This is a genomic window from Amycolatopsis sp. NPDC049688, assembly GCF_040674975.1.
Lineage (GTDB): Bacteria > Actinomycetota > Actinomycetes > Mycobacteriales > Pseudonocardiaceae > Amycolatopsis.
Map to the genome: position 1 here is coordinate 478,595 of NZ_JBFANY010000004.1, position 16,529 is coordinate 495,123.

The 16,529-nt window shown below is 71.3% G+C and carries 23 protein-coding genes and 1 pseudogene; 19 read left to right on the forward strand and 5 right to left on the reverse strand.

Features of this window, described 5'->3' with window-relative positions:
• Positions 1 to 10 precede the first annotated feature (10 nt).
• Entirely contained in the window at positions 11 to 2,848 is a 2,838-nt protein-coding gene (locus AB0J55_RS17495; protein WP_364248945.1) for a glycoside hydrolase family 2 TIM barrel-domain containing protein, read from the forward strand.
• A gap of 170 nt (positions 2,849 to 3,018) precedes the next feature.
• Here AB0J55_RS17495 and AB0J55_RS17500 read toward each other — a convergent pair whose 3' ends face one another.
• Positions 3,019 to 3,696: an NUDIX domain-containing protein gene (locus AB0J55_RS17500; protein ID WP_364248947.1), complete on the reverse strand. Its 678-nt coding sequence runs from the start codon at positions 3,694 to 3,696 to the stop codon at positions 3,019 to 3,021.
• Positions 3,697 to 3,774: 78 nt separating this feature from the next.
• Between AB0J55_RS17500 and AB0J55_RS17505 the strand changes: the two genes are divergently transcribed.
• Both AB0J55_RS17505 and AB0J55_RS17510 read left to right on the forward strand, forming a co-directional pair.
• On the forward strand, positions 3,775 to 4,776 hold the full coding sequence (locus AB0J55_RS17505) for an SPFH domain-containing protein (protein ID WP_364248949.1): 1,002 nt from the start codon (positions 3,775 to 3,777) through the stop codon (positions 4,774 to 4,776).
• A complete protein-coding gene (locus AB0J55_RS17510) occupies positions 4,773 to 5,429 on the forward strand; it encodes a hypothetical protein (RefSeq protein WP_364248951.1) in 657 nt (218 codons plus the stop codon). Before AB0J55_RS17505 ends, AB0J55_RS17510 begins: the two co-directional genes overlap by 4 nt.
• Positions 5,430 to 5,614: 185 nt before the next feature.
• Here the strand turns inward: AB0J55_RS17510 and AB0J55_RS17515 are convergent, their stop codons facing one another.
• The 4 genes from AB0J55_RS17515 to AB0J55_RS17530 all read right to left on the reverse strand — a co-directional run bounded on the left by AB0J55_RS17515 (position 5,615) and on the right by AB0J55_RS17530 (position 9,963).
• Positions 5,615 to 7,600 (reverse strand): glycoside hydrolase family 15 protein, encoded by a 1,986-nt coding sequence (locus AB0J55_RS17515; RefSeq protein ID WP_364248953.1) that lies wholly within the window; start codon positions 7,598 to 7,600, stop codon positions 5,615 to 5,617.
• Between the two features lie 82 nt (positions 7,601 to 7,682).
• Positions 7,683 to 8,960 (reverse strand): tyrosine-type recombinase/integrase, encoded by a 1,278-nt coding sequence (locus AB0J55_RS17520; RefSeq protein ID WP_364248955.1) that lies wholly within the window; start codon positions 8,958 to 8,960, stop codon positions 7,683 to 7,685.
• Positions 8,947 to 9,384, reverse strand: coding sequence for a hypothetical protein (locus AB0J55_RS17525; RefSeq protein ID WP_364248957.1), 438 nt, complete (start codon positions 9,382 to 9,384; stop codon positions 8,947 to 8,949). Before AB0J55_RS17525 ends, AB0J55_RS17520 begins: the two co-directional genes overlap by 14 nt.
• Positions 9,385 to 9,501: 117 nt before the next feature.
• Positions 9,502 to 9,963, reverse strand: coding sequence for a hypothetical protein (locus tag AB0J55_RS17530; protein WP_364248959.1), 462 nt, complete (start codon positions 9,961 to 9,963; stop codon positions 9,502 to 9,504).
• A gap of 210 nt (positions 9,964 to 10,173) precedes the next feature.
• Here AB0J55_RS17530 and AB0J55_RS17535 point away from each other — a divergent pair, with 210 nt between their 5' ends.
• From AB0J55_RS17535 to AB0J55_RS17610, 16 genes and pseudogenes are all read left to right on the forward strand, one after another.
• Positions 10,174 to 10,431: a helix-turn-helix domain-containing protein gene (locus AB0J55_RS17535; RefSeq protein WP_364248961.1), complete on the forward strand. Its 258-nt coding sequence runs from the start codon at positions 10,174 to 10,176 to the stop codon at positions 10,429 to 10,431.
• A 138-nt stretch (positions 10,432 to 10,569) separates the two neighbouring features.
• Positions 10,570 to 11,319 carry a hypothetical protein gene (locus AB0J55_RS17540; RefSeq protein ID WP_364248963.1) on the forward strand — a complete coding sequence of 250 codons (750 nt, stop codon included), beginning with the start codon at positions 10,570 to 10,572 and terminating at the stop codon, positions 11,317 to 11,319.
• On the forward strand, positions 11,319 to 11,756 hold the full coding sequence (locus tag AB0J55_RS17545; protein WP_364248965.1) for a hypothetical protein: 438 nt from the start codon (positions 11,319 to 11,321) through the stop codon (positions 11,754 to 11,756). Before AB0J55_RS17540 ends, AB0J55_RS17545 begins: the two co-directional genes overlap by 1 nt.
• The gene (locus AB0J55_RS17550; protein WP_364248967.1) at positions 11,756 to 12,139 is read left to right on the forward strand and encodes a hypothetical protein; all 384 of its coding nucleotides are present in this window, start codon (positions 11,756 to 11,758) and stop codon (positions 12,137 to 12,139) included. The genes AB0J55_RS17545 and AB0J55_RS17550 overlap by 1 nt, the downstream gene beginning before the upstream one ends.
• On the forward strand, positions 12,136 to 12,408 hold the full coding sequence (locus tag AB0J55_RS17555; protein WP_364248969.1) for a hypothetical protein: 273 nt from the start codon (positions 12,136 to 12,138) through the stop codon (positions 12,406 to 12,408). Before AB0J55_RS17550 ends, AB0J55_RS17555 begins: the two co-directional genes overlap by 4 nt.
• Positions 12,405 to 12,983 (forward strand): hypothetical protein, encoded by a 579-nt coding sequence (locus AB0J55_RS17560; protein WP_364248971.1) that lies wholly within the window; start codon positions 12,405 to 12,407, stop codon positions 12,981 to 12,983. Before AB0J55_RS17555 ends, AB0J55_RS17560 begins: the two co-directional genes overlap by 4 nt.
• Positions 12,980 to 13,645 (forward strand): hypothetical protein, encoded by a 666-nt coding sequence (locus tag AB0J55_RS17565; RefSeq protein ID WP_364248973.1) that lies wholly within the window; start codon positions 12,980 to 12,982, stop codon positions 13,643 to 13,645. The genes AB0J55_RS17560 and AB0J55_RS17565 overlap by 4 nt, the downstream gene beginning before the upstream one ends.
• Positions 13,642 to 14,133, forward strand: coding sequence for a hypothetical protein (locus tag AB0J55_RS17570; RefSeq protein ID WP_364248975.1), 492 nt, complete (start codon positions 13,642 to 13,644; stop codon positions 14,131 to 14,133). The genes AB0J55_RS17565 and AB0J55_RS17570 overlap by 4 nt, the downstream gene beginning before the upstream one ends.
• Positions 14,130 to 14,510, forward strand: a complete 381-nt coding sequence (locus AB0J55_RS17575; protein WP_364248977.1) for a hypothetical protein — start codon at positions 14,130 to 14,132, stop codon at positions 14,508 to 14,510. Before AB0J55_RS17570 ends, AB0J55_RS17575 begins: the two co-directional genes overlap by 4 nt.
• Entirely contained in the window at positions 14,507 to 15,163 is a 657-nt protein-coding gene (locus tag AB0J55_RS17580; protein ID WP_364248979.1) for a hypothetical protein, read from the forward strand. Before AB0J55_RS17575 ends, AB0J55_RS17580 begins: the two co-directional genes overlap by 4 nt.
• A complete protein-coding gene (locus AB0J55_RS17585) occupies positions 15,160 to 15,384 on the forward strand; it encodes a hypothetical protein (protein WP_364248981.1) in 225 nt (74 codons plus the stop codon). Before AB0J55_RS17580 ends, AB0J55_RS17585 begins: the two co-directional genes overlap by 4 nt.
• Before the next feature lie 146 nt (positions 15,385 to 15,530).
• A pseudogene (locus AB0J55_RS17590) lies at positions 15,531 to 15,587 on the forward strand (hypothetical protein); the annotation flags it as partial.
• A gap of 7 nt (positions 15,588 to 15,594) precedes the next feature.
• Entirely contained in the window at positions 15,595 to 15,744 is a 150-nt protein-coding gene (locus tag AB0J55_RS17595) for a LuxR C-terminal-related transcriptional regulator (RefSeq protein WP_364249549.1), read from the forward strand.
• Positions 15,744 to 15,866, forward strand: coding sequence for a hypothetical protein (locus AB0J55_RS17600; protein WP_364249572.1), 123 nt, complete (start codon positions 15,744 to 15,746; stop codon positions 15,864 to 15,866). Before AB0J55_RS17595 ends, AB0J55_RS17600 begins: the two co-directional genes overlap by 1 nt.
• The gene (locus AB0J55_RS17605) at positions 15,866 to 16,147 is read left to right on the forward strand and encodes a hypothetical protein (protein ID WP_364248983.1); all 282 of its coding nucleotides are present in this window, start codon (positions 15,866 to 15,868) and stop codon (positions 16,145 to 16,147) included. The genes AB0J55_RS17600 and AB0J55_RS17605 overlap by 1 nt, the downstream gene beginning before the upstream one ends.
• Positions 16,144 to 16,461, forward strand: coding sequence for a hypothetical protein (locus tag AB0J55_RS17610; RefSeq protein ID WP_364248985.1), 318 nt, complete (start codon positions 16,144 to 16,146; stop codon positions 16,459 to 16,461). The genes AB0J55_RS17605 and AB0J55_RS17610 overlap by 4 nt, the downstream gene beginning before the upstream one ends.
• Positions 16,462 to 16,529 lie beyond the last annotated feature (68 nt).

The window sequence follows — 16,529 nt, forward strand, 5'->3', positions numbered from 1 at the left end:
AAAGGACCCCATGTCGTACCTCGAAGACCCCGGCCCCGGCCGCGGTTCGCTCCCGCCGCGCGCGGCCTTCACCTCCGACGCGCCCACGCTGTCGCTGAACGGCACCTGGCGGTTCCGGCTCTCCCCCGGCCCCGCCGCCGCGCCCGCGGGGATCGAGGGCGACGAGTTCGACGACTCGGCGTGGGTCGAGCTGCCGGTGCCGTCGCTGTGGCAGCTGCACGGCCACGGCCGGCCCGCCTACACGAACGTGCGCTACCCGTTCCCGGTCGACCCGCCGCACGTGCCGTCGGACAACCCGACCGGGGATCACCGGCTGCGGTTCGACCTGCCCGCGGACTGGCCCGCCGGGTCCGCGGTGTTGCACTTCGACGGGATCGACTCGTGCGGCCGGATCTGGCTCAACGGCACCGAACTCGGCGTCACGCAGGGCAGCCGGCTGCCCGCGGAGTTCGAGGTCGGGCCGCTGCTGCGGCCGGGAGGCAACATGCTCGCGGTGCGCGTGCACCAGTGGTCGGCCGGCAGCTACCTCGAGGACCAGGACATGTGGTGGCTGTCCGGGATCTTCCGTGCCGTCACGCTCATCGCCCGCCCCGGCGGCGGCATCGGCGACTACTGGATCCGCGCGGACTACGACCACACGACCGGGCTGGGCACGGTCCGCGTCGAAACCGGCCCGGACGTCGTGCTGGACCTCCCCGAACTCGGCGTCACCGGGCACCCGGCCGGGGATCCGCTGGAGCTGCCGGTCGACCCGTGGAGCGCGGAGACGCCCCGGCTGTACGACGGGACGCTGTCGACCGCGGCCGAGCGGGTGCCCGTGCGGATCGGGTTCCGGACGGTGACCGTCGAGGACGGGCAGCTCAAGGTCAACGGCCGCCGGCTGCTGCTGCGCGGGGTGAACCGCCACGAGCACGACCCGCGCACCGGGCGCGTCGTGTCGCCGGAGACCGCGCTGGCCGACGTGCTGCTGATGAAACGGCACAACGTCAACGCCGTCCGGACCAGCCACTACCCGCCGGATCCGGCGTTCCTCGAGCTGTGCGACACCCACGGCCTGTGGGTGATCGACGAATGCGACCTGGAGACCCACGGCTTCGAGCCGCTGGGCTGGGCCGGCAACCCCAGCGGCGAACCGGCGTGGGCCGAGGCGTACCTCGACCGGATCCGGCGGACCGTCGAGCGGGACAAGAACCGGCCCAGCGTGATCCTGTGGTCCCTGGGCAACGAAAGCCACACTGGGGACAACCTGGCGCGGATGGCGGAATGGGTGCGGCACCGCGACCCGACGCGGCCGATCCACTACGAAGGCGACCACGAATGCACCTATGTGGACGTCCACAGCCGGATGTACGCCACGCACGAGGAGGTCGAGCGGATCGGCCGCCGCGAGGACGACAACGTGCGCCGCCGCGACCTGCCGTTCCTGCTGTGCGAGTACGGGCACGCGATGGGCAACGGCCCCGGCGGGCTGCTGGAGTACCGCGAGCTGTTCGAGCGGTACCCGAACTGCCAGGGCGGGTTCGTCTGGGAGTGGATCGATCACGGCCTCGCCGCCGACGGGCACTTCGCCTACGGCGGGGACTTCGGCGAGCTGCTCCACGACGGCAACTTCGTCATCGACGGCCTGCTCTTCCCCGACCGGACGCCGTCGCCGGGACTGACCGAGTTCGCGAAGATCATCGAGCCGGTGCGGATCTCGGCCGGTGCGTCCGGAATCGTGGTGAGCAACCACTACGACTTCGTGAGCACCGGGCACCTCACGTTCGGCTGGACGCTGGAGGACGAAGGAATCGCGGTGGCGCAAGGCGTTCTCGACGTGCCACCGGTCCTCTCCGGACAGTCTGTGGCGGTTCTCTTCCCGGATCTGCCTGCGACGACGGGCGAATCGTGGTTGACCGTGTCGGCGGCGCTGACCTCGGCGACGGCGTGGGCTCCGGCCGGGCACGTCGTCGGCTGGGGCCAGCTGCCGGTGTCGCCGGCGCCCGCCGCGGCGCCGCTTCCGCCGCGCGGGCCGGTGTTCCGCACCGGCGGGCAGCTGGTGCTGGGCGCCGGCGCGTTCGACCCGGCGACCGGCATCCTGACCGCGCTCGGCGAGCACGCGGTGCACGGGCCGCGGCTCGACGTCTGGCGCGCGACGACCGACAACGACCGCGGCACGTTCGCCGGGCGGCCGGACGCCGACCAGTGGCGGGAGGCGGGGCTGCACCGCATGCAGCACCGGGTGATCACGGTCGACGCCGACGGCGAGGAACTGGTGGTGCGGACGCGGGTGGCGCCGCCGGCCCAGCCGTTCGGGCTGTTCGCCGACTACACGTGGACGGCGTTCGACGACCGCCTGCGCCTGCGGGTGACGGTGACCCCGGACGGCGAGTTCCCCGGCACGCTCCCCCGGCTCGGCCTGGCGATGGCGGTCCCGGGCGCGCTGGGAGCGGCGGAGTGGTTCGGCGGCGGCCCGGGCGAGGCGTACCCGGACAGCCGCCAGGCGGCGCGGATCGGCCGGTTTTCCAGCAGCGTCGACGGGTTGCAGACGCCGTACGTGTACCCGCAGGAGAACGGCAACCGGACAGCGGTCCGCTGGGCCCGCCTGACGGCCCCGGACGGCGAAGGCATCCAGGTGGACGGCGACCCGACGTTCGACTTCACGGCCCGCCGCTGGACGGCGGCCGACCTGGAGGCCGCGCGGCACACGGATGATCTGGTGCCGGGCGAGCTGGTGCACCTGACGCTGGACGTGGCCCAGCACGGGCTCGGGTCGGCGTCGTGCGGGCCCGGGGTGCTGCCGCGGTACCGGCTGGTGCCGCAGAAGACGGAGTTCACGCTGTGGTTCCGGGCGGTGCGGTCCCGGTAGGACAGCTGGGATCCCGCTCAACCCCGCAACATCGGCGGGTACAGCAGCTCCGCTCGCCCCCGCCGGCCCCGGCCGGCCGCGCCGCGCCGCTCGGATCGGGGTGGCCGGGGCCGGTGAGCCGGGGACGGTCCGGCCCGGCCGCCCGCTGTCCGGGCGGGACCCGACCGGGCTCAGGTGCGCAACATCGGCGGGTATAGCAGCTCCGCCCGCCCCCGCCGGTACAGCCGGGCCGGGCGGCCGCCGTCGCGGGTGGTCGTGCGGCCCGTCGGCTCCAGGAGACCTTCCGCGCCCGTCACCTTGCGGTGGAAATTGCGCGGGTCGAGCCTCGTGTCCCAGACCGTTTCGTACACCCGGCGCAGCTCCGCGACCGTGAACTCCGGCGGGCAGAACGCCGTCGCCAGCGGCGAATACTCCAGCTTCGCGCGAGCGCGCTCCACACCGTCACGAAGGATGCGGTCGTGGTCGAACGCCAAGCGCTCGCCCCGCAACGACCGCACCGGTGCCCAGCGGGCCTCCGCCGCGTCCGTGCCCGCGCGCGGCACCGGCAGGTCCGGGGCCAGCGCCAGGTACGCCACCGTCACCACCCGCATCCGCGGGTCGCGGTCCGGGGCGCCGTAGCCGGCGAGCTGTTCGATGTGGACGGACCCCGGCGGCAGCCCCGTCTCCTCCGCCAGCTCCCGGCGGGCCGCGTCCGCCAGGTCCTCGTCCTGCCGCACGAACCCACCGGGCAGCGCCCACTCCCCCCGGTACGGCTCCACGCCGCGGCGGACGACCAGTGCGCACAGCTCGTCCGCGGTCAGGGTGAGCACGACGAGGTCGACGGTGACGGCGAACGGCGGGTGACCCATGCCACCCACCCTAATCGTCAGCTTGACGATTAGCGAGTCCACCCCATATCGTCAGCACGACGATAAGAGGAGGGCTCCATGGCCGACATCGACCGCCGCTTCGGGTTCCGGCACCTGCGCGGTGCCCCGACCGTGCACATCCGCCACTACCGCCGCGGCAAGCTCGCGCACGACGGCGTCGGGCTGTCCTTCTGGTACCGGCCGCTGACGGCGGTCGTGTCGGAGGTCCCGGTCGACGACCGCGAGCTGCCGCTGCTGTTCCACGCCCGCACGGCCGACTTCCAGGACGTCACCGTCCAGCTCGCCCTGACCTTCCGGATCGAGGACCCGGCACTGGCCGCCCAGCGCATCGACTTCTCCATCGACCCGGACACCGGGCGCTGGAGAAGCGACCCCCTGGCGCAGATCAGCGGGCTGCTCACGGAAAACGTCCAGCAGTACGCGGTCGAGGTGCTGACCCGCACTCCACTGGCGGCCGCGCTCGTCGACGGCGTCCAAGCGGTCCGCGACCGGATCCGCGCGGGACTGGCCGAAGAGGACACCCGGCTCGCGCAGACCGGCTCGGCGGTGATCGACGTCCGGGTCGTCGCGATCCGGGCCGAGCCGGAGGTCGAGAAGGCGCTCCAGACGACGGCGCGCGAGAAGGTGCAGCAGGAAGCCGACCGGGCGACCTTCGAGCGGCGCGCGCTCGCCGTCGAACGCGAACGCGCGATCAGCGAAAACGAGCTGCAGAACCAGATCGAGCTGGCCCGCCGCGAGGAGCAGCTGCTCACCCAGCGCGGCGCCAACGCCCGCCGCCAGGCCGAGGAAGCCGCGGCGGCGAACCGGATCGAGACCGAGGCGCAGGCGTCGCGGAAGGAGCGGCTGACGCAGGTGGAAGCCGACGGCAAGCGAGCGCTCGGCGAGGCCGAGGCGGCGGGCGAGGCCGCGCGGCTGGCGGCCTACCGCGACCTGCCCGAGGGCGTGCTGACCGGGTTGGCGCTGAAGGAACTGGCCGGGAACCTGCCCCGGATCGACAACCTGGTGCTGACCCCCGACCTGCTCACGCCGCTGCTGACGAAACTCGGTGTCCGCTCGTGAGCCTGGCCCCGCGGGTCGTCCTGGTGCACCGCCGCACCGAGCTCGACGAGCTCGTCGCCCGCCACGGCACCCGCGGGCAGGCCGAGTTCTTCCTGCGCACCCGCGGCCGCGACCTGGCCGAGGTGACCGCCGCCGACGCGGCCGTGCGCGCCGCTCTCGCCGCCGCCAGCGCGGCCATCCCGCTCGACTGGCGGCGCGGCGAGGTCGAACGGGCCGACCTCGACCGGTTCCTCTTCACACCCGAGGACGTCGTCGTGGTGGTCGGGCAGGACGGCCTGGTCGCCAACGTCGCCAAGTACCTCGACGGCCAGCCGGTCATCGGGGTCGCGCCCGGTGAGCCGGGGGTGCTCGTCAAGCACCCGGCGCACGCCGTCGCCGACCTCGTGCGGTCCCCCGGTGCCGTCGAGCACCGGACCATGGCCGAGCTCACGGCCGACGACGGCCAGCGGCTGCTCGCCCTCAACGAGATCTACCTCGGGCACGCCGGGCACCAGACCGCCCGCTACCGGCTGCGGGCCGGCGGGACGGCCGAACGCCAGGCGTCCTCGGGCCTCCTGGTCGGCACCGGCACCGGGGCCACCGGCTGGTCTGGTTCGTCCGGGAGGCGTGGCCGTCGCCGGCCACCGGGACCACCTGCACCGAAGGAGACCTGACGGAGACACCGCTGACCGTCGAGGTCGAATCCGACCGCCTGGTCGCGTTCGGCGACGGCCTCGAAGCCGACACCGTCGCCCTCACCCGCGGCCAGACGGCGACCTTCGCCCCGGCGGCGAAGACCGTCCGCCTGGTGCGGTGACCGCCGGCCCGGCACACCGAGGGGGCGTGCCGGGCCGGCGGGTCAGGTGCCGTACCGGGCCTTGACGATCGACGGCGTGTCGAGGTTGTGGCCCGCGTCCATGCTCTGCGCCAGCCGCAGGTACTGGCCCTCGGCCCACATCAGCGGGCCCGCGCTGCCGGTCGGCCGGCCCAGCCCGAAGCAGCCGACGTCGGCGCGGTCCCAGACCTGTTCCGGCACGAAGTACCCGTCGTTGACCGAGTCCGCCATGGACTTCAGGTACACCGCCGCCGAGCGGCCGTTGGCCAGTTCGTACTGGCCGCGCTCCCCCGACAGCACCGGCCACAGCCGCCCGAACCGCTGGCTGCCGTTCGCCGGCCAGCCGCTGCAGTTCGCCGTGCTCTCGCCGTAGTTGTCGTGCGGGTAACGGTGGAAGTAGACGTCGCCGTTCGGCAGCGTCACCTGCACCGCCGAGTTGCCGTCCGACGCGGCGGCCGTCGGCGCCACCGAGTTCGCGATCGTCGCGTCGCCGGCCGGCCGGATGCCGAGCCGCACCAGGTCGAGGAAGCCGAAGTCGGTGACGTCGTGCTCGTAGAAGCAGCCTTCGTCGAAGCAGATCGTGGCGCCGTCGTCGGGATTGCCGGCGCGGTCGAGGCGCTCGTAGTAGGTGTGCCCGCCCCAGTAGCCGGACGTGGTCACGGTCCAGCCGGCCAGGGAGTTCCGCCAGGAGTCCGCTGTGGACTCCCAGGCCGACGCGCTCGCCGTGTCGCCGTTGGCCCGTGCGATGGCGCCCGCGGCGATCAGCCCGGCGATCTCGGCGGCCACCGACGACGGCGACTTGCCGTACTGCTCCTCCCACCGCTCGGTGGTGTCCGGGCCGGTCGAGACGATGTGGTTCGCGGTCGTCTTGACCTTGGCGTACGTCGAGGCGTCGGTGAGGCCGGTCAGCCAGGCCAGCAGGATCGCGTCGGCGTCCTGGTCAAGCTGTTCGCAGCAGCCGAGCTGCTGGGCGCTCGCGCCCGTGACGCCGGAAACCGGGCTGTAGCGCGGGAAGGAGCCTGCCGGGTAGATCGTGCCGTCACCGGCCATGGGGCTGCCGATCCACTGCGAGTTCCACAGGAACTGGGCCATCCGCTTGGCCTGCGCGCTGTCGCCGGCGGCCAGCAGGCCGGTCGCCTGCTGGTAGAGGTCGCGGCCCCAGACGCGGTGGTAGCCGTCGTTGAGGTGGTCGCCGTTGGTGAAATCGCCCCACGGCGTGGCCAGGCCGGCGACGCTCGCGCCGGGGTGTTGCTTGTCTTCGGCGGTCTTCAGCGCCATCGCCGCGACGTAGTAGGCGCGACGGCGTTGCGTGTCACCGGAAACGCTCGCCGGCGCGGGTTTGAGTCCGTTGACGTAGGAGTTCCAGCCACTGCGATAGGACGCCGAAACGGACGTGAATCCGCTGCTCAGCGACGCACTCGCGGCCGAGGAGGCAGCGGCCGCGGTGCCGCCGTAGCCGAGGGCGACGGTGAACGTCGTGTCGGTGCCGACCGGGATCTGTCCACACTGGACGACGTTGCCGGTGCCGGAAACGTTGTCGAACTGGTTGTTCAGGTTCTTGTCGGCGCGCAGGTCGACCAGGCAGTCGCTGGCCGCACCGGTGTAGCCGTTGTCGTGCGCGGAGAAGCCGGCCGAGACGCGCAGCGCGGAAACGACCGTGGTGGCCGTGCCGCCGAACAGCGTCTCGGTCCCGCTCGCCATCAGCGCGCCCGAGGAGTCCCACCAGGCGTTGTCGTTCGCGCCGCCGCCGGCCATCGACGGGTTGGCCAGCAGGTAGAGCCGGTAGCTGCCGCCGTCGAGGGACTGGAAGCGGGTGTTCGTGACGAGGGTCGCGCGGGCCGGGTCGGTGACGTAGTCGGTGGTGATCCGGTACTTGCCGCTCTTGGCCGTGTTGGTGACGGTGTACTGCAGCGCCTTCTCGTCGGGCATGGACACGACGTGGTTCGTGGCGTCGCGTTCCAGGTCGACGAAGCTCGCTCCGTCGGTGATCACGAACTGCATGTCCTGCACATTGGGTGCAGACGCTGACCTGCAGTTTTGTGGTTTCCAGTGGCTTAACGCGGTATCCAGCGTGCGCCAGGCTATACGCAGGTCAGGCGGTAACTGAAGACCGTTCTATTCCATCGGTATCCAGCTGTGTCCTGTCGAGCTGCGCCTCATGGCCTGCCCCAAGATCGTCTCTCTCCTCGACGACGCGCAGCTGCACCGGTTCTCCCATTGCGACAAGGAATTGCTGGCGGGCAGCCTCGGTGAACAGGACGTAGTCGGCGGTCTGGTCAAGCGTGGCGTGCCCCAGGAGCAGCTGGATCGTGAACGGGTCCACACCACAGTCCTTCGCCCAGGTCGCGAAGCCGCGCCGAACCGAGTACGGACTGACCAGCGGGATCTTCGCCTTCTTGCAGCCGCGTCGCAGTGCTGCCTTGTACCCCTCCGGGGTGACGAGGCCGCCCCGCGGCGCGAGGAACACGATCACGCTGTCGCACTTCGAACCGTCCGCGTGCCGGACGCCGCAGCCCCCTGTGAGTGGCCGGCCAGCCAGCGCCTCATGAGCAGCGTCGATCGCTTCCGGGAGTAGCGGCACGACGCGGTCTTCTTCGTCCTTCGGGTAGGCCCGGATAGCACCGTGGGAGGTGACGTAGACGTTCGAGATGGTGACCTCGCGTCGCTCGAAGTCGATCTGGTCGGCGTGTAGGCCAGCCAGCTCACCGGGCCGAACGCCGGTGCGGCGCTGGAAGCGCATCGCCCGGGCGTACCTCGGGTGCAGGTACCCGCCTATTGCGTCGCTCCCCCGCTCCGGCCGACGGCTGAGCACGGTCTCATCTGAGCCTGTCAGCTGGCGTTTCCGCCTCCGTCGTTTCGGCTTCGGGAGCTCGACGCCGACGCACGGCGACGCGTCGAGGATCGGCGGCTTCTGCTTGACCGTGGCGTTCATCGACACCCGGAACGGCGAGTAGATGGTCCGCACGGTGTTCCACTTTCGGCCGGGGGCGAGGTCTTCGGCCACCCACTCCTGGACGTCGGTGTGCTTGATCTCGTTCAGCGGGACGTTGCCCCAGCGCGGGCGAATGTGCGTGTCGATGGCTCTGGCCTCGACCTTCCAGAGGTCGTTGACGCGGTCGCGGTACCGCTTGGCGGCGAAGATGTCCCACCACTGGCCCCAGGTCATCTTCGCCGCCTTGGGCGTGGCGGCTGCTGCGGCGGCGCGCCGGCGTGCTTGGGCGGCCGCGTCCTCGGCGGCCTCCTTCGCGTCCGACTTCCGCCTGAACCCCTTACCGTCGTCGCTGACGTAGCGGTTGACGTACTTGCCGTCGACCTTGATCTTGTAGCCGCCGCGGTAGCCTCCGCCGGGCAACGGTTCAGCCCATGCCATTCAGGCCGCCTTCCACGACGCCCAACTGGTGGACAGAGCCCGTCTGCGGCGGGCCGAAGATCTCCGCGGACGCGCGCGCGACCATGGCGCGCTGCCACTGCGACTTCAACTCCTTGACCTCCTTATGGACCTTCTTCAATGCGCCGTCGATCTCGGCGGTGGAAGCCTGCCGGTTCGCCTCGAAACAAGCCTGCTGATGCTCGATCGTCCACAGTGCCAGCTTCGACATCCACGACACGCCACCGCATGATGCGGCCGTGATCGCGGTGAAGATCATGGGTGCGGTGGTGATGTCGAGCGTGATGACGCACAGCAGGAGCACCAGCGCGGCGATGCCAAAGACCACTCCGAGGCTGCCGGTGACGAGCGGCAGGTGGCTGGAGATCGGCGACGCCGGGGCGACGTTGTGCTGAGGCGTGGTCATGAATTCCCCTCCCGAGGGTGTGCGGTGGTACCTCCGTTCGCGTTGGGACTAGCGTTCGAGCTAGACGTTGTGTAACTGGGTGCACCCCGTTCGGCCGAACAGAGCATCACGGATCGGTTAACCCACTTCACGCCGTGTCGTTTGTGGACTAGAAGTCCCCTTAGGGGCACCCAAGCTGCGCAGTTCCATCGCTCTCTGTGACCATGCGTCGGCGACGTCCCTTCCCAACACCACCTCGACCAGGGTGTAGACCCGGTCGAGGTCTGCGCGCGAGGCGGCGCGCAACTCGGCGAGCGCGGTCGGGCTGACGCCGGCGGTCTCCTCGCTCGCGGGTTCACCGCCGTGGAGGATCGCCGTAGCGGAACCGGGCTTCCAGCGCAGGTGCTTCTCGAGCACGCTGAGGGTGTCGCGGCCGACGGGTTTCTCGGCGCGCTCGACGCGCAGGACCGTCTTGTACGAGAGGCCGGTCGCATCGGCGAAGGCCTTCGTCGTGTTGTAGCCGAGGTCCTGACGGTGGCGGATGACGTAGGCCGCCAGCCGAGTCCAGTCCAGCCGATTCCAGTCCTGTCCAGTGGTCACGTGGCGATGGTGACGGCCCGGGCCCCGCTGGTCTACGCGTGCAGCCGGGCCACGCCTGCTCATACTGTCCATCAGGGTCCCCTCGTTTCCAGTGGTGTCCAACGTTAGGCAGTCACGAGAGATCGAAACAACCAGGTCACACGTACCGTTATATCTTCGTGACCACCATCTAGTTCCACTTGAGTCCACTTCTGTCCTACCGTGTCCAACATGACCACCGCAGACGCCGCGAACAACGGCGGCGGCGCCGGGACCAACGGACCGCCGACGAAGCCCACCAAGAAGCTCGTCCTCTCCGCGAAGGAAGCCGCGGAGATCACCGGCCGGCACCACGAGAGCGTGCTGTGCGCTCTCCGCCGCGGCCTCCTCAAGGGCAGTCAGGCTAGCGCCAAGGCGAGCTGGCTCATCCGCGCCGCCGACGTCGAGGACTGGGTGTCCCGCGGCGCCCCGACCGGGCGTACCGCCTGATCTGCCGGCGGCCCGGACGTGCTCGCACACCGCCCGGCCCGCCGGTCACCACCCCCAGAAAAACGCCTGCCCCGCGCCATGCCGGGCGCGGAGCAGGCAACGCCCCCGAAAGGGCTGACCCGAGGAAGGACCCTCCTCATGATCTCGACCACGGAGCTTACGGGAGTCCAGCTCGAACAGCTGGAAGCCCTGCTCGCCGACACCACTCCGGGCGGTGGCAGCTACCGGCCGCCGGTCGCCCACAACCCCGAGATCGTCGCCCAGCTGGTCGACGCCGGGCTCGTGCACCAGTACACCGACACCCTCTTCGACACCTACGAGGTCACCGTGGCGGGTCGCCAGGTCGTGCAGGACCACGCGATGGACGAGGCCGGCGGCGAAGCGTTCCTCCGCGAGGCAGACCCCGCCCAGTTGCGGGAGACGATCCGCAAGCTCAAGGCCGTCTTCAACGACCTCACCGACCCGGTCCTGCGCGAGCGCACCCTCACGGACATCGAGACCGTCCAGGACGCCCTCGACGCCCGGACCGAGGAGCAGTGCGAGAGCACCGGCCGGCACCGCGCGGTCCCGGTCGATGACCGACCCACCGAGGTCCTGGCGCGGGTGGAGGAGCGGACCGTGCCGATGGTGCGGACCGGCGTGCTGGACGTCCCGGACCAGGACAGCGCCGAGCGGCTGCTGGCCGCGATCCGGGGCTCCGACACCGGCGCCGACGTCTACGACGAGTTCGTCGCCGAGCAGACCGCCGCCTGGGACGCCCTGGAGGCCGACCTCGCCGACGAGCGCAACTGGCTGCGCCGCAACCTCACCCCGCGCCGCAAGCTCGTGCTCACCGTCGTCGCCACGGTCGTCGTCACCTGGTTCGCCGCGTGGCTGGTGATGGGCTGATGACGCTCGCCACCTTCACCCTGCCGACCAACATCGTGCAGCGCGCCGTGCGGTTCCCGACCGTCGAGCTCGACGCCGCGGGCGACCTCGCGCCGGTCGTCACGCTCACCGGCGACGTCCTGACCGACTTCCGCGCGGCCGCCGAGGAGGCCGCGCACGAGGGCGAGCTGCGGCCGTGCCCGTGGTGCCAGCACGAGGGCCATTGGATCCGCTGGCGCGCCTACCCCGTGCTCGACCCCGGCCCGTGCCCGCCCGGCGACGTCCTCACCGACGTCGTCGAGGGCTGCCGCTGCTGCCTGTGGGGCCGCGGCCCGTTCCGGATCGCCGAACCGCTCCTGGACCGGCTGCGCCGCGAAGCGCACGACGACCGAGACATCCACATCGACCACCTCGACCGCCACACCGGTCGCTGGACCCGATTCGAAACGGAGTTCTGATGTCCAAAGCGGACAGGATCCTCGACGACGAGCTCGACCCCGAGGACCTCGACCCGACGCCGCGAGGCGGGAAGAACGGCCGGAACACCGACCCGGACCAGAAGACGGGCAAGTTCCTCCAGAAGCTCGGCGAGCGGATCGGCTTCGTCGGCATCGCGCTCCTCACCGTCGCCGCGGCCGCAGTCGGCGGCCTGGCCGCCAGCTGCGACAACCCCGCCGCCCCGGCGCCGACCTCGACGTGCGAAGAGGACCAGTCCTGCTGGGACTGCACGAAGGACGGCAACAAGCAGTGCGGCGACACCGCGCCCGCCGTCAAGGCGTCGTGCGAAGAGCCCGCCTCCTGGTGCCGCCGCAGCGACGCCGCCGAAGTGGTGCAGCCGTGACCCTGGCCAACGACCCGGTCGTCGCGCACATCCGCCAGCTGCACGAGCGGTTCGAGCAGGAGCGGGAGGCCATCCGGACCCGCAGCATCGCGCTCGGCTACGCCTTCGGCCGCGTCGACGAGCGGGTCGCCAGCGGCGGCGACCCGCCGGACGACGACCGTCACGCCTCCGCCTTCGCCGACACCTACGAGAACTACAGCGACGGCAGCTGGGCTGACCTCGCCACCCAGTACGCCGCCTTCCTGACCGGAAAGGACACCCCGAAGTGACCGACACCCTGCTGGAGCTCGCCGCGGCGGGCCTGCTCCGCGTCCGCGCCAACGCCGCCTACGACGCCGTGCGCGCCAAGGCCGCGGCCGAGAAGGACATGAAGCGCTCCGACCGCCTGAGCGTGTGGAGCCCCGACGGCAAGGTCTACCTCGGCGCCGTGTCGAAGACCAACCCCGAGACGTCCGCCGGTATCGGCGACGCGGCCGCGTTCCTGGACTGGGTTAAGGCCACCTACCCGGACGACGTCGACTGGGACATGGACATCGTCGGCCCGGACGACGAGGTCAAGGCCGTGCTCTATCAGCACGCCAAGCACCTCGTGAAGCTCAAGGAAGTCGTCAAGCCCGAGTTCCGCGCGAAGGTCCTGGAGGCGTCGAACGCCGCCAAGGAGCCCGCCGGCCCCAACGGTGAGTTGGACGTCCCCGGCGTCGTCATGTCCGCGGCCGCGACGTCGACCGTGACGTTCCGGCCGTCGCCCGACGCGGCCGCCACGCTCACCGAGCTTATCCGCAGTGGCGCCGTGAAGGTCCCGGACCTGCTCGACGTCCCGGACGCACCGGACGGCGGCGAGTGAAGCCGGGCGTCAGCGAGAAGCTGCGCGAGCCGTTCCCTCCGGAGGCGATCGGGCTCCGTCCCGTGGTGGTGTGCCCGGCATGCAAGGGCACCGACGTCGTCTGCGAGAAGCACCACCCCGCGACGCTGTGCGACACCTGCGGCGAGATCGCACCCGAGAGCCACGAGCACCACGAGTACATCGGCCACGCCTGGATCCGGGAACGCTTCACCGAAGCCGACCCCGACTGGTCGTGGGAGCCGCTTGCCGGTGACGACCGCGGCCTCCCGCTGCTGGACAAGCACGGCGGCCTCTGGATCAGGCTGACCATCGGCGGCCGGTCCACGCTCGGCTACGGCGACGCCCCGGACACCTACGGCGGCAACGCCGTCAAGGTCGCGATCAGCAACGCATTCCGCAACGCCGCCATGAATTTCGGTGTGGCGCTGGAGATGTGGAAGCGCAAGACCCCCGGCACGGTCTCTGTCGCCCCGACGCCCGACGAGGACCCGCGGCGCGCGAACCAGCTCCGCGAGGAGCTCAAACGGCACTTCCACCGCAAGAACAAGAGCTTCGGCCAGCTCGTCGGCGGGTTCCGGAAGTGGTCCCACGGCGACCTCGAGTTCCGCGACGCACCGGCCCACGTCCTGCTGGCCTACAAGGAACACCTGGGGATCACGTGAACGAGACGCCGTGCGGCGTCGTCGAGGGCGACGTCGTCAACCCGCACATCTGGGTGGCCAAGAGCAAGACCGCCGTCGAGTGCACCACGTGCGGGCGCACCATCTCCCAGAAGTCCTGCCGGGACACGGTCTTCGCCCGCGCCGACGGAGCGTGCGAATTGCGCATCCCGGGCTGGTGCCAGGGCCGGGCGCGCGAGTTCCAGCACCGGCTCCCCACCGGGCGCCGCGGCCTCTGGGTGCCGTCCAACGGGCTCGCCGTGTGCGGACACGGCAACGCGGACGGATGCCACGGCTTCATCCACCAGCACCCGGCCGTCGCGGTCGAAAAGGGCTGGACCGTCGAGACCGGCATCGAACCGGCGCTCAAACCCGTCGAGCTGTGGACGTGGGGCCACATGCAGGCGTTCGCCCTGCTCGACGACGACGGAGATTTCCACTTCCACCACGAACCCGCCGAGAGCTTCGACACCGCCCAGGAGGCATCGTGACGACGACAGTGGACGAACTCGTTCCCTCGACCTTCTGGTTGCCTGGGCTGAACTTCCGCGGCCAGGTCACGGGAACCGAGTTCTCGATCACCGCACAGAACGCCAACGGCGCCGTCCAGCTCGCCTGGCCCGCCGGCACCGTCCCCACGCTGGAGTCCGGCACGGTCACCGTGCACTCGCCCACCTCGCGCGGCGTGCCGGAGAGCTACGCGAAGGTGTGCCTGATGCTCCGTGGCCCGTGCTACGCCGAGCTCCAGACCGCCGCGTTCCGCGACCAGTTCGAGATGCCGCTGCGCACCGGCGACATGCGCCTGGTGTGCATGCTGCTCGCCCAGCTCCACGACGACGTGTTCGCCGGAACCCGGGTGCGGTCATGACGGCCACGGTCACGCCGGTCGCCGACCTCGACGGCGTCATCCACCGTGCCGACGCGCGGTGGGCGCGCCGACACGGCGACGAGCCGGCCGCCCCGGAGTACCTGAAGCAGATCGTCGACGCCGTCCGGCCGCTGCTCGACCAGCCGACTGCCGGTCCCGACGTCCAGGCCGCGCCGGCCGAGGACACCGAGGCCCTTCGGGAGCAGCTGGCGGCCGTGCAGGCTGAGGTTGACCGGCTCTACGCGGCGCTCGCGGCGCAGGCGAAGGAACTCGGCCAGGCCCGGGCAGAGCTTCGGAACCGCCCGCCCGCCGACGTCGTGCACCAGCGCCTCACCGCGGCCGCGGGCGATGTCACCCTCCGGGAGAAGCTCGCCGCGGCGGCCGGCGACGTCGAGCGCCTCACCGCTGAGGTGACGCGGCTGCAGGAGCAGCTGGCCGACCAGGACGACGTCGCACTGGCCGAGCACACGTGCCTGTATCCCATCGCCGAGCCGGGCGCCGAGCCCGGCCCGTGCGACGTGTGCCGGCGCCCGTACCCGCGCAGCGCCGACGCCTACGAGCTGGAAGAGGAACTCCCGCCCGACGTCGAGCCGTGGGCCGCACTGTTCGGCCGGATCCGCGACGAGGCCGCCGAAGCGGGGTGGACGGCGTGACCGACCTCAGCGTGCTGCACCAGCACGGCCTGACCCACCACCAGACCGGCCCGCTCCGGACGGCCGGCCACCACACCGCCGAGGCGGTCGCCGACCTCGTCGACGCCCACCGAGCGACCGCCGCCGCGTCGGCCCTGTCGCAGATCCCGGGCTTCGGCGGCCGCCGGATCGCGCTCGTCGTCGACGCCGTCGACAGTTGGCGTCTCGGAGCCGGGTCGTGACCGCGGCCGCGCACCCGGGCTACGAGGCCGTGCTGCTGGTCCGTCCCGAGGCATGGCCGGCATTCGCCCGGTGGCTGCCGAAATCCGGCCTGACGACGAACCCGGTGCCCGCCCGGCACGCCGTGCCGCAGTACGAACTCGCGACCGTGCCGACAACCAACGACCTGAGCCCCCGGGAGTTCGAAGTCCTCGAGCTGATCGCGGACGGTCGTGAGAACGCGGAGATCGCGGCGAAGTTTGTTCGTCTCGATCGACACGGTCCGCACTCACGCCAAGGCCATCTATCGGAAGCTGGAGGCGCGAGGCCGGGCGCACGCCGTCCACATCGCCTACCAGCGCGGCATCCTCGGAGGCTCGTGATGCGGCCACTTCGGACGATCGCCTACTGGCTCCGCTGGCTGCTCCGGCCGTCGTCGGTCCGCTGGACCTGGCGCGACAACGACGACTTCGAGTACGCGTGCGCCGAAGAAGAGGACGCCTGATGTACGAGTCCCGCGCCTACGACAAGGACACCAGCGACGGCTTCGGCCCCGACCCGGTGCTCGTGCTGGTCGTCACCGGCACCCACGACGTGTCTCGGCTGCTGAACCTGCTCAACGGCGGCCAGGCCGTCATCGAGCAGTTGGAGCTCGGCGAGCGCCTCGCCCGCCAGGCCGCCCGCAACCGCGGCGGCCGCGCCGCCATGCAGCTGCTCGCCCAGCACGGCGGACCCGACCTACTGGAGCGCCTCGACCTGAACCCCGAACGAAAGGAACGCCCGTGAGCGTCACCCTCAGCAGCAGCATGCCGAAGGACGACCGGAACGGCATCGGCATGATCTCCTCCGCCCTCGTCGACAACCCGGGCGCGATGCAGCTGATCGTCGCGATCGTCCGCGGCAAGACCATCACCATCGACGTCGACACCGGCGACGAGGTGCCCACCGCCCGGATCCTCGCCATCGAGGCATTCGAGGGGAAGTCGGCGATCGGCCGGCAGCTGCGGGAGATCATCCGCCAGCAGTACTCCCAGCGGACCGGCCACAACGAGCTGCCGTTCGACGAGAAACCCGAGCCCGCGGACGACAACGAGGACTGACCGCGCCTCGACCGTCCACCTGCCGCCGCTCCCGGCCCGTCCTTCCCCCGGGCCGGGAGCGGCCCCAC

Bases quoted from the DNA above. Each gene is read 5' to 3' on its own strand.
- AB0J55_RS17540 (WP_364248963.1), top strand. From the start codon at position 10,570: ATGATCTCGACCACGGAGCTTACGGGAGTCCAGCTCGAACAGCTGGAA.
- AB0J55_RS17605 (WP_364248983.1), top strand. From the start codon at position 15,866: ATGTACGAGTCCCGCGCCTACGACAAGGACACCAGCGACGGCTTCGGC.
- AB0J55_RS17525 (WP_364248957.1), bottom strand. From the start codon at position 9,384: ATGACCACGCCTCAGCACAACGTCGCCCCGGCGTCGCCGATCTCCAGC.
- AB0J55_RS17495 (WP_364248945.1), top strand. From the start codon at position 11: ATGTCGTACCTCGAAGACCCCGGCCCCGGCCGCGGTTCGCTCCCGCCG.
- AB0J55_RS17500 (WP_364248947.1), bottom strand. From the start codon at position 3,696: ATGGGTCACCCGCCGTTCGCCGTCACCGTCGACCTCGTCGTGCTCACC.
- AB0J55_RS17600 (WP_364249572.1), top strand. From the start codon at position 15,744: ATGCGGCCACTTCGGACGATCGCCTACTGGCTCCGCTGGCTGCTCCGG.
- AB0J55_RS17505 (WP_364248949.1), top strand. From the start codon at position 3,775: ATGGCCGACATCGACCGCCGCTTCGGGTTCCGGCACCTGCGCGGTGCC.
- AB0J55_RS17550 (WP_364248967.1), top strand. From the start codon at position 11,756: ATGTCCAAAGCGGACAGGATCCTCGACGACGAGCTCGACCCCGAGGAC.
- AB0J55_RS17520 (WP_364248955.1), bottom strand. From the start codon at position 8,960: ATGGCATGGGCTGAACCGTTGCCCGGCGGAGGCTACCGCGGCGGCTAC.
- AB0J55_RS17580 (WP_364248979.1), top strand. From the start codon at position 14,507: ATGACGGCCACGGTCACGCCGGTCGCCGACCTCGACGGCGTCATCCAC.
- AB0J55_RS17545 (WP_364248965.1), top strand. From the start codon at position 11,319: ATGACGCTCGCCACCTTCACCCTGCCGACCAACATCGTGCAGCGCGCC.
- AB0J55_RS17535 (WP_364248961.1), top strand. From the start codon at position 10,174: ATGACCACCGCAGACGCCGCGAACAACGGCGGCGGCGCCGGGACCAAC.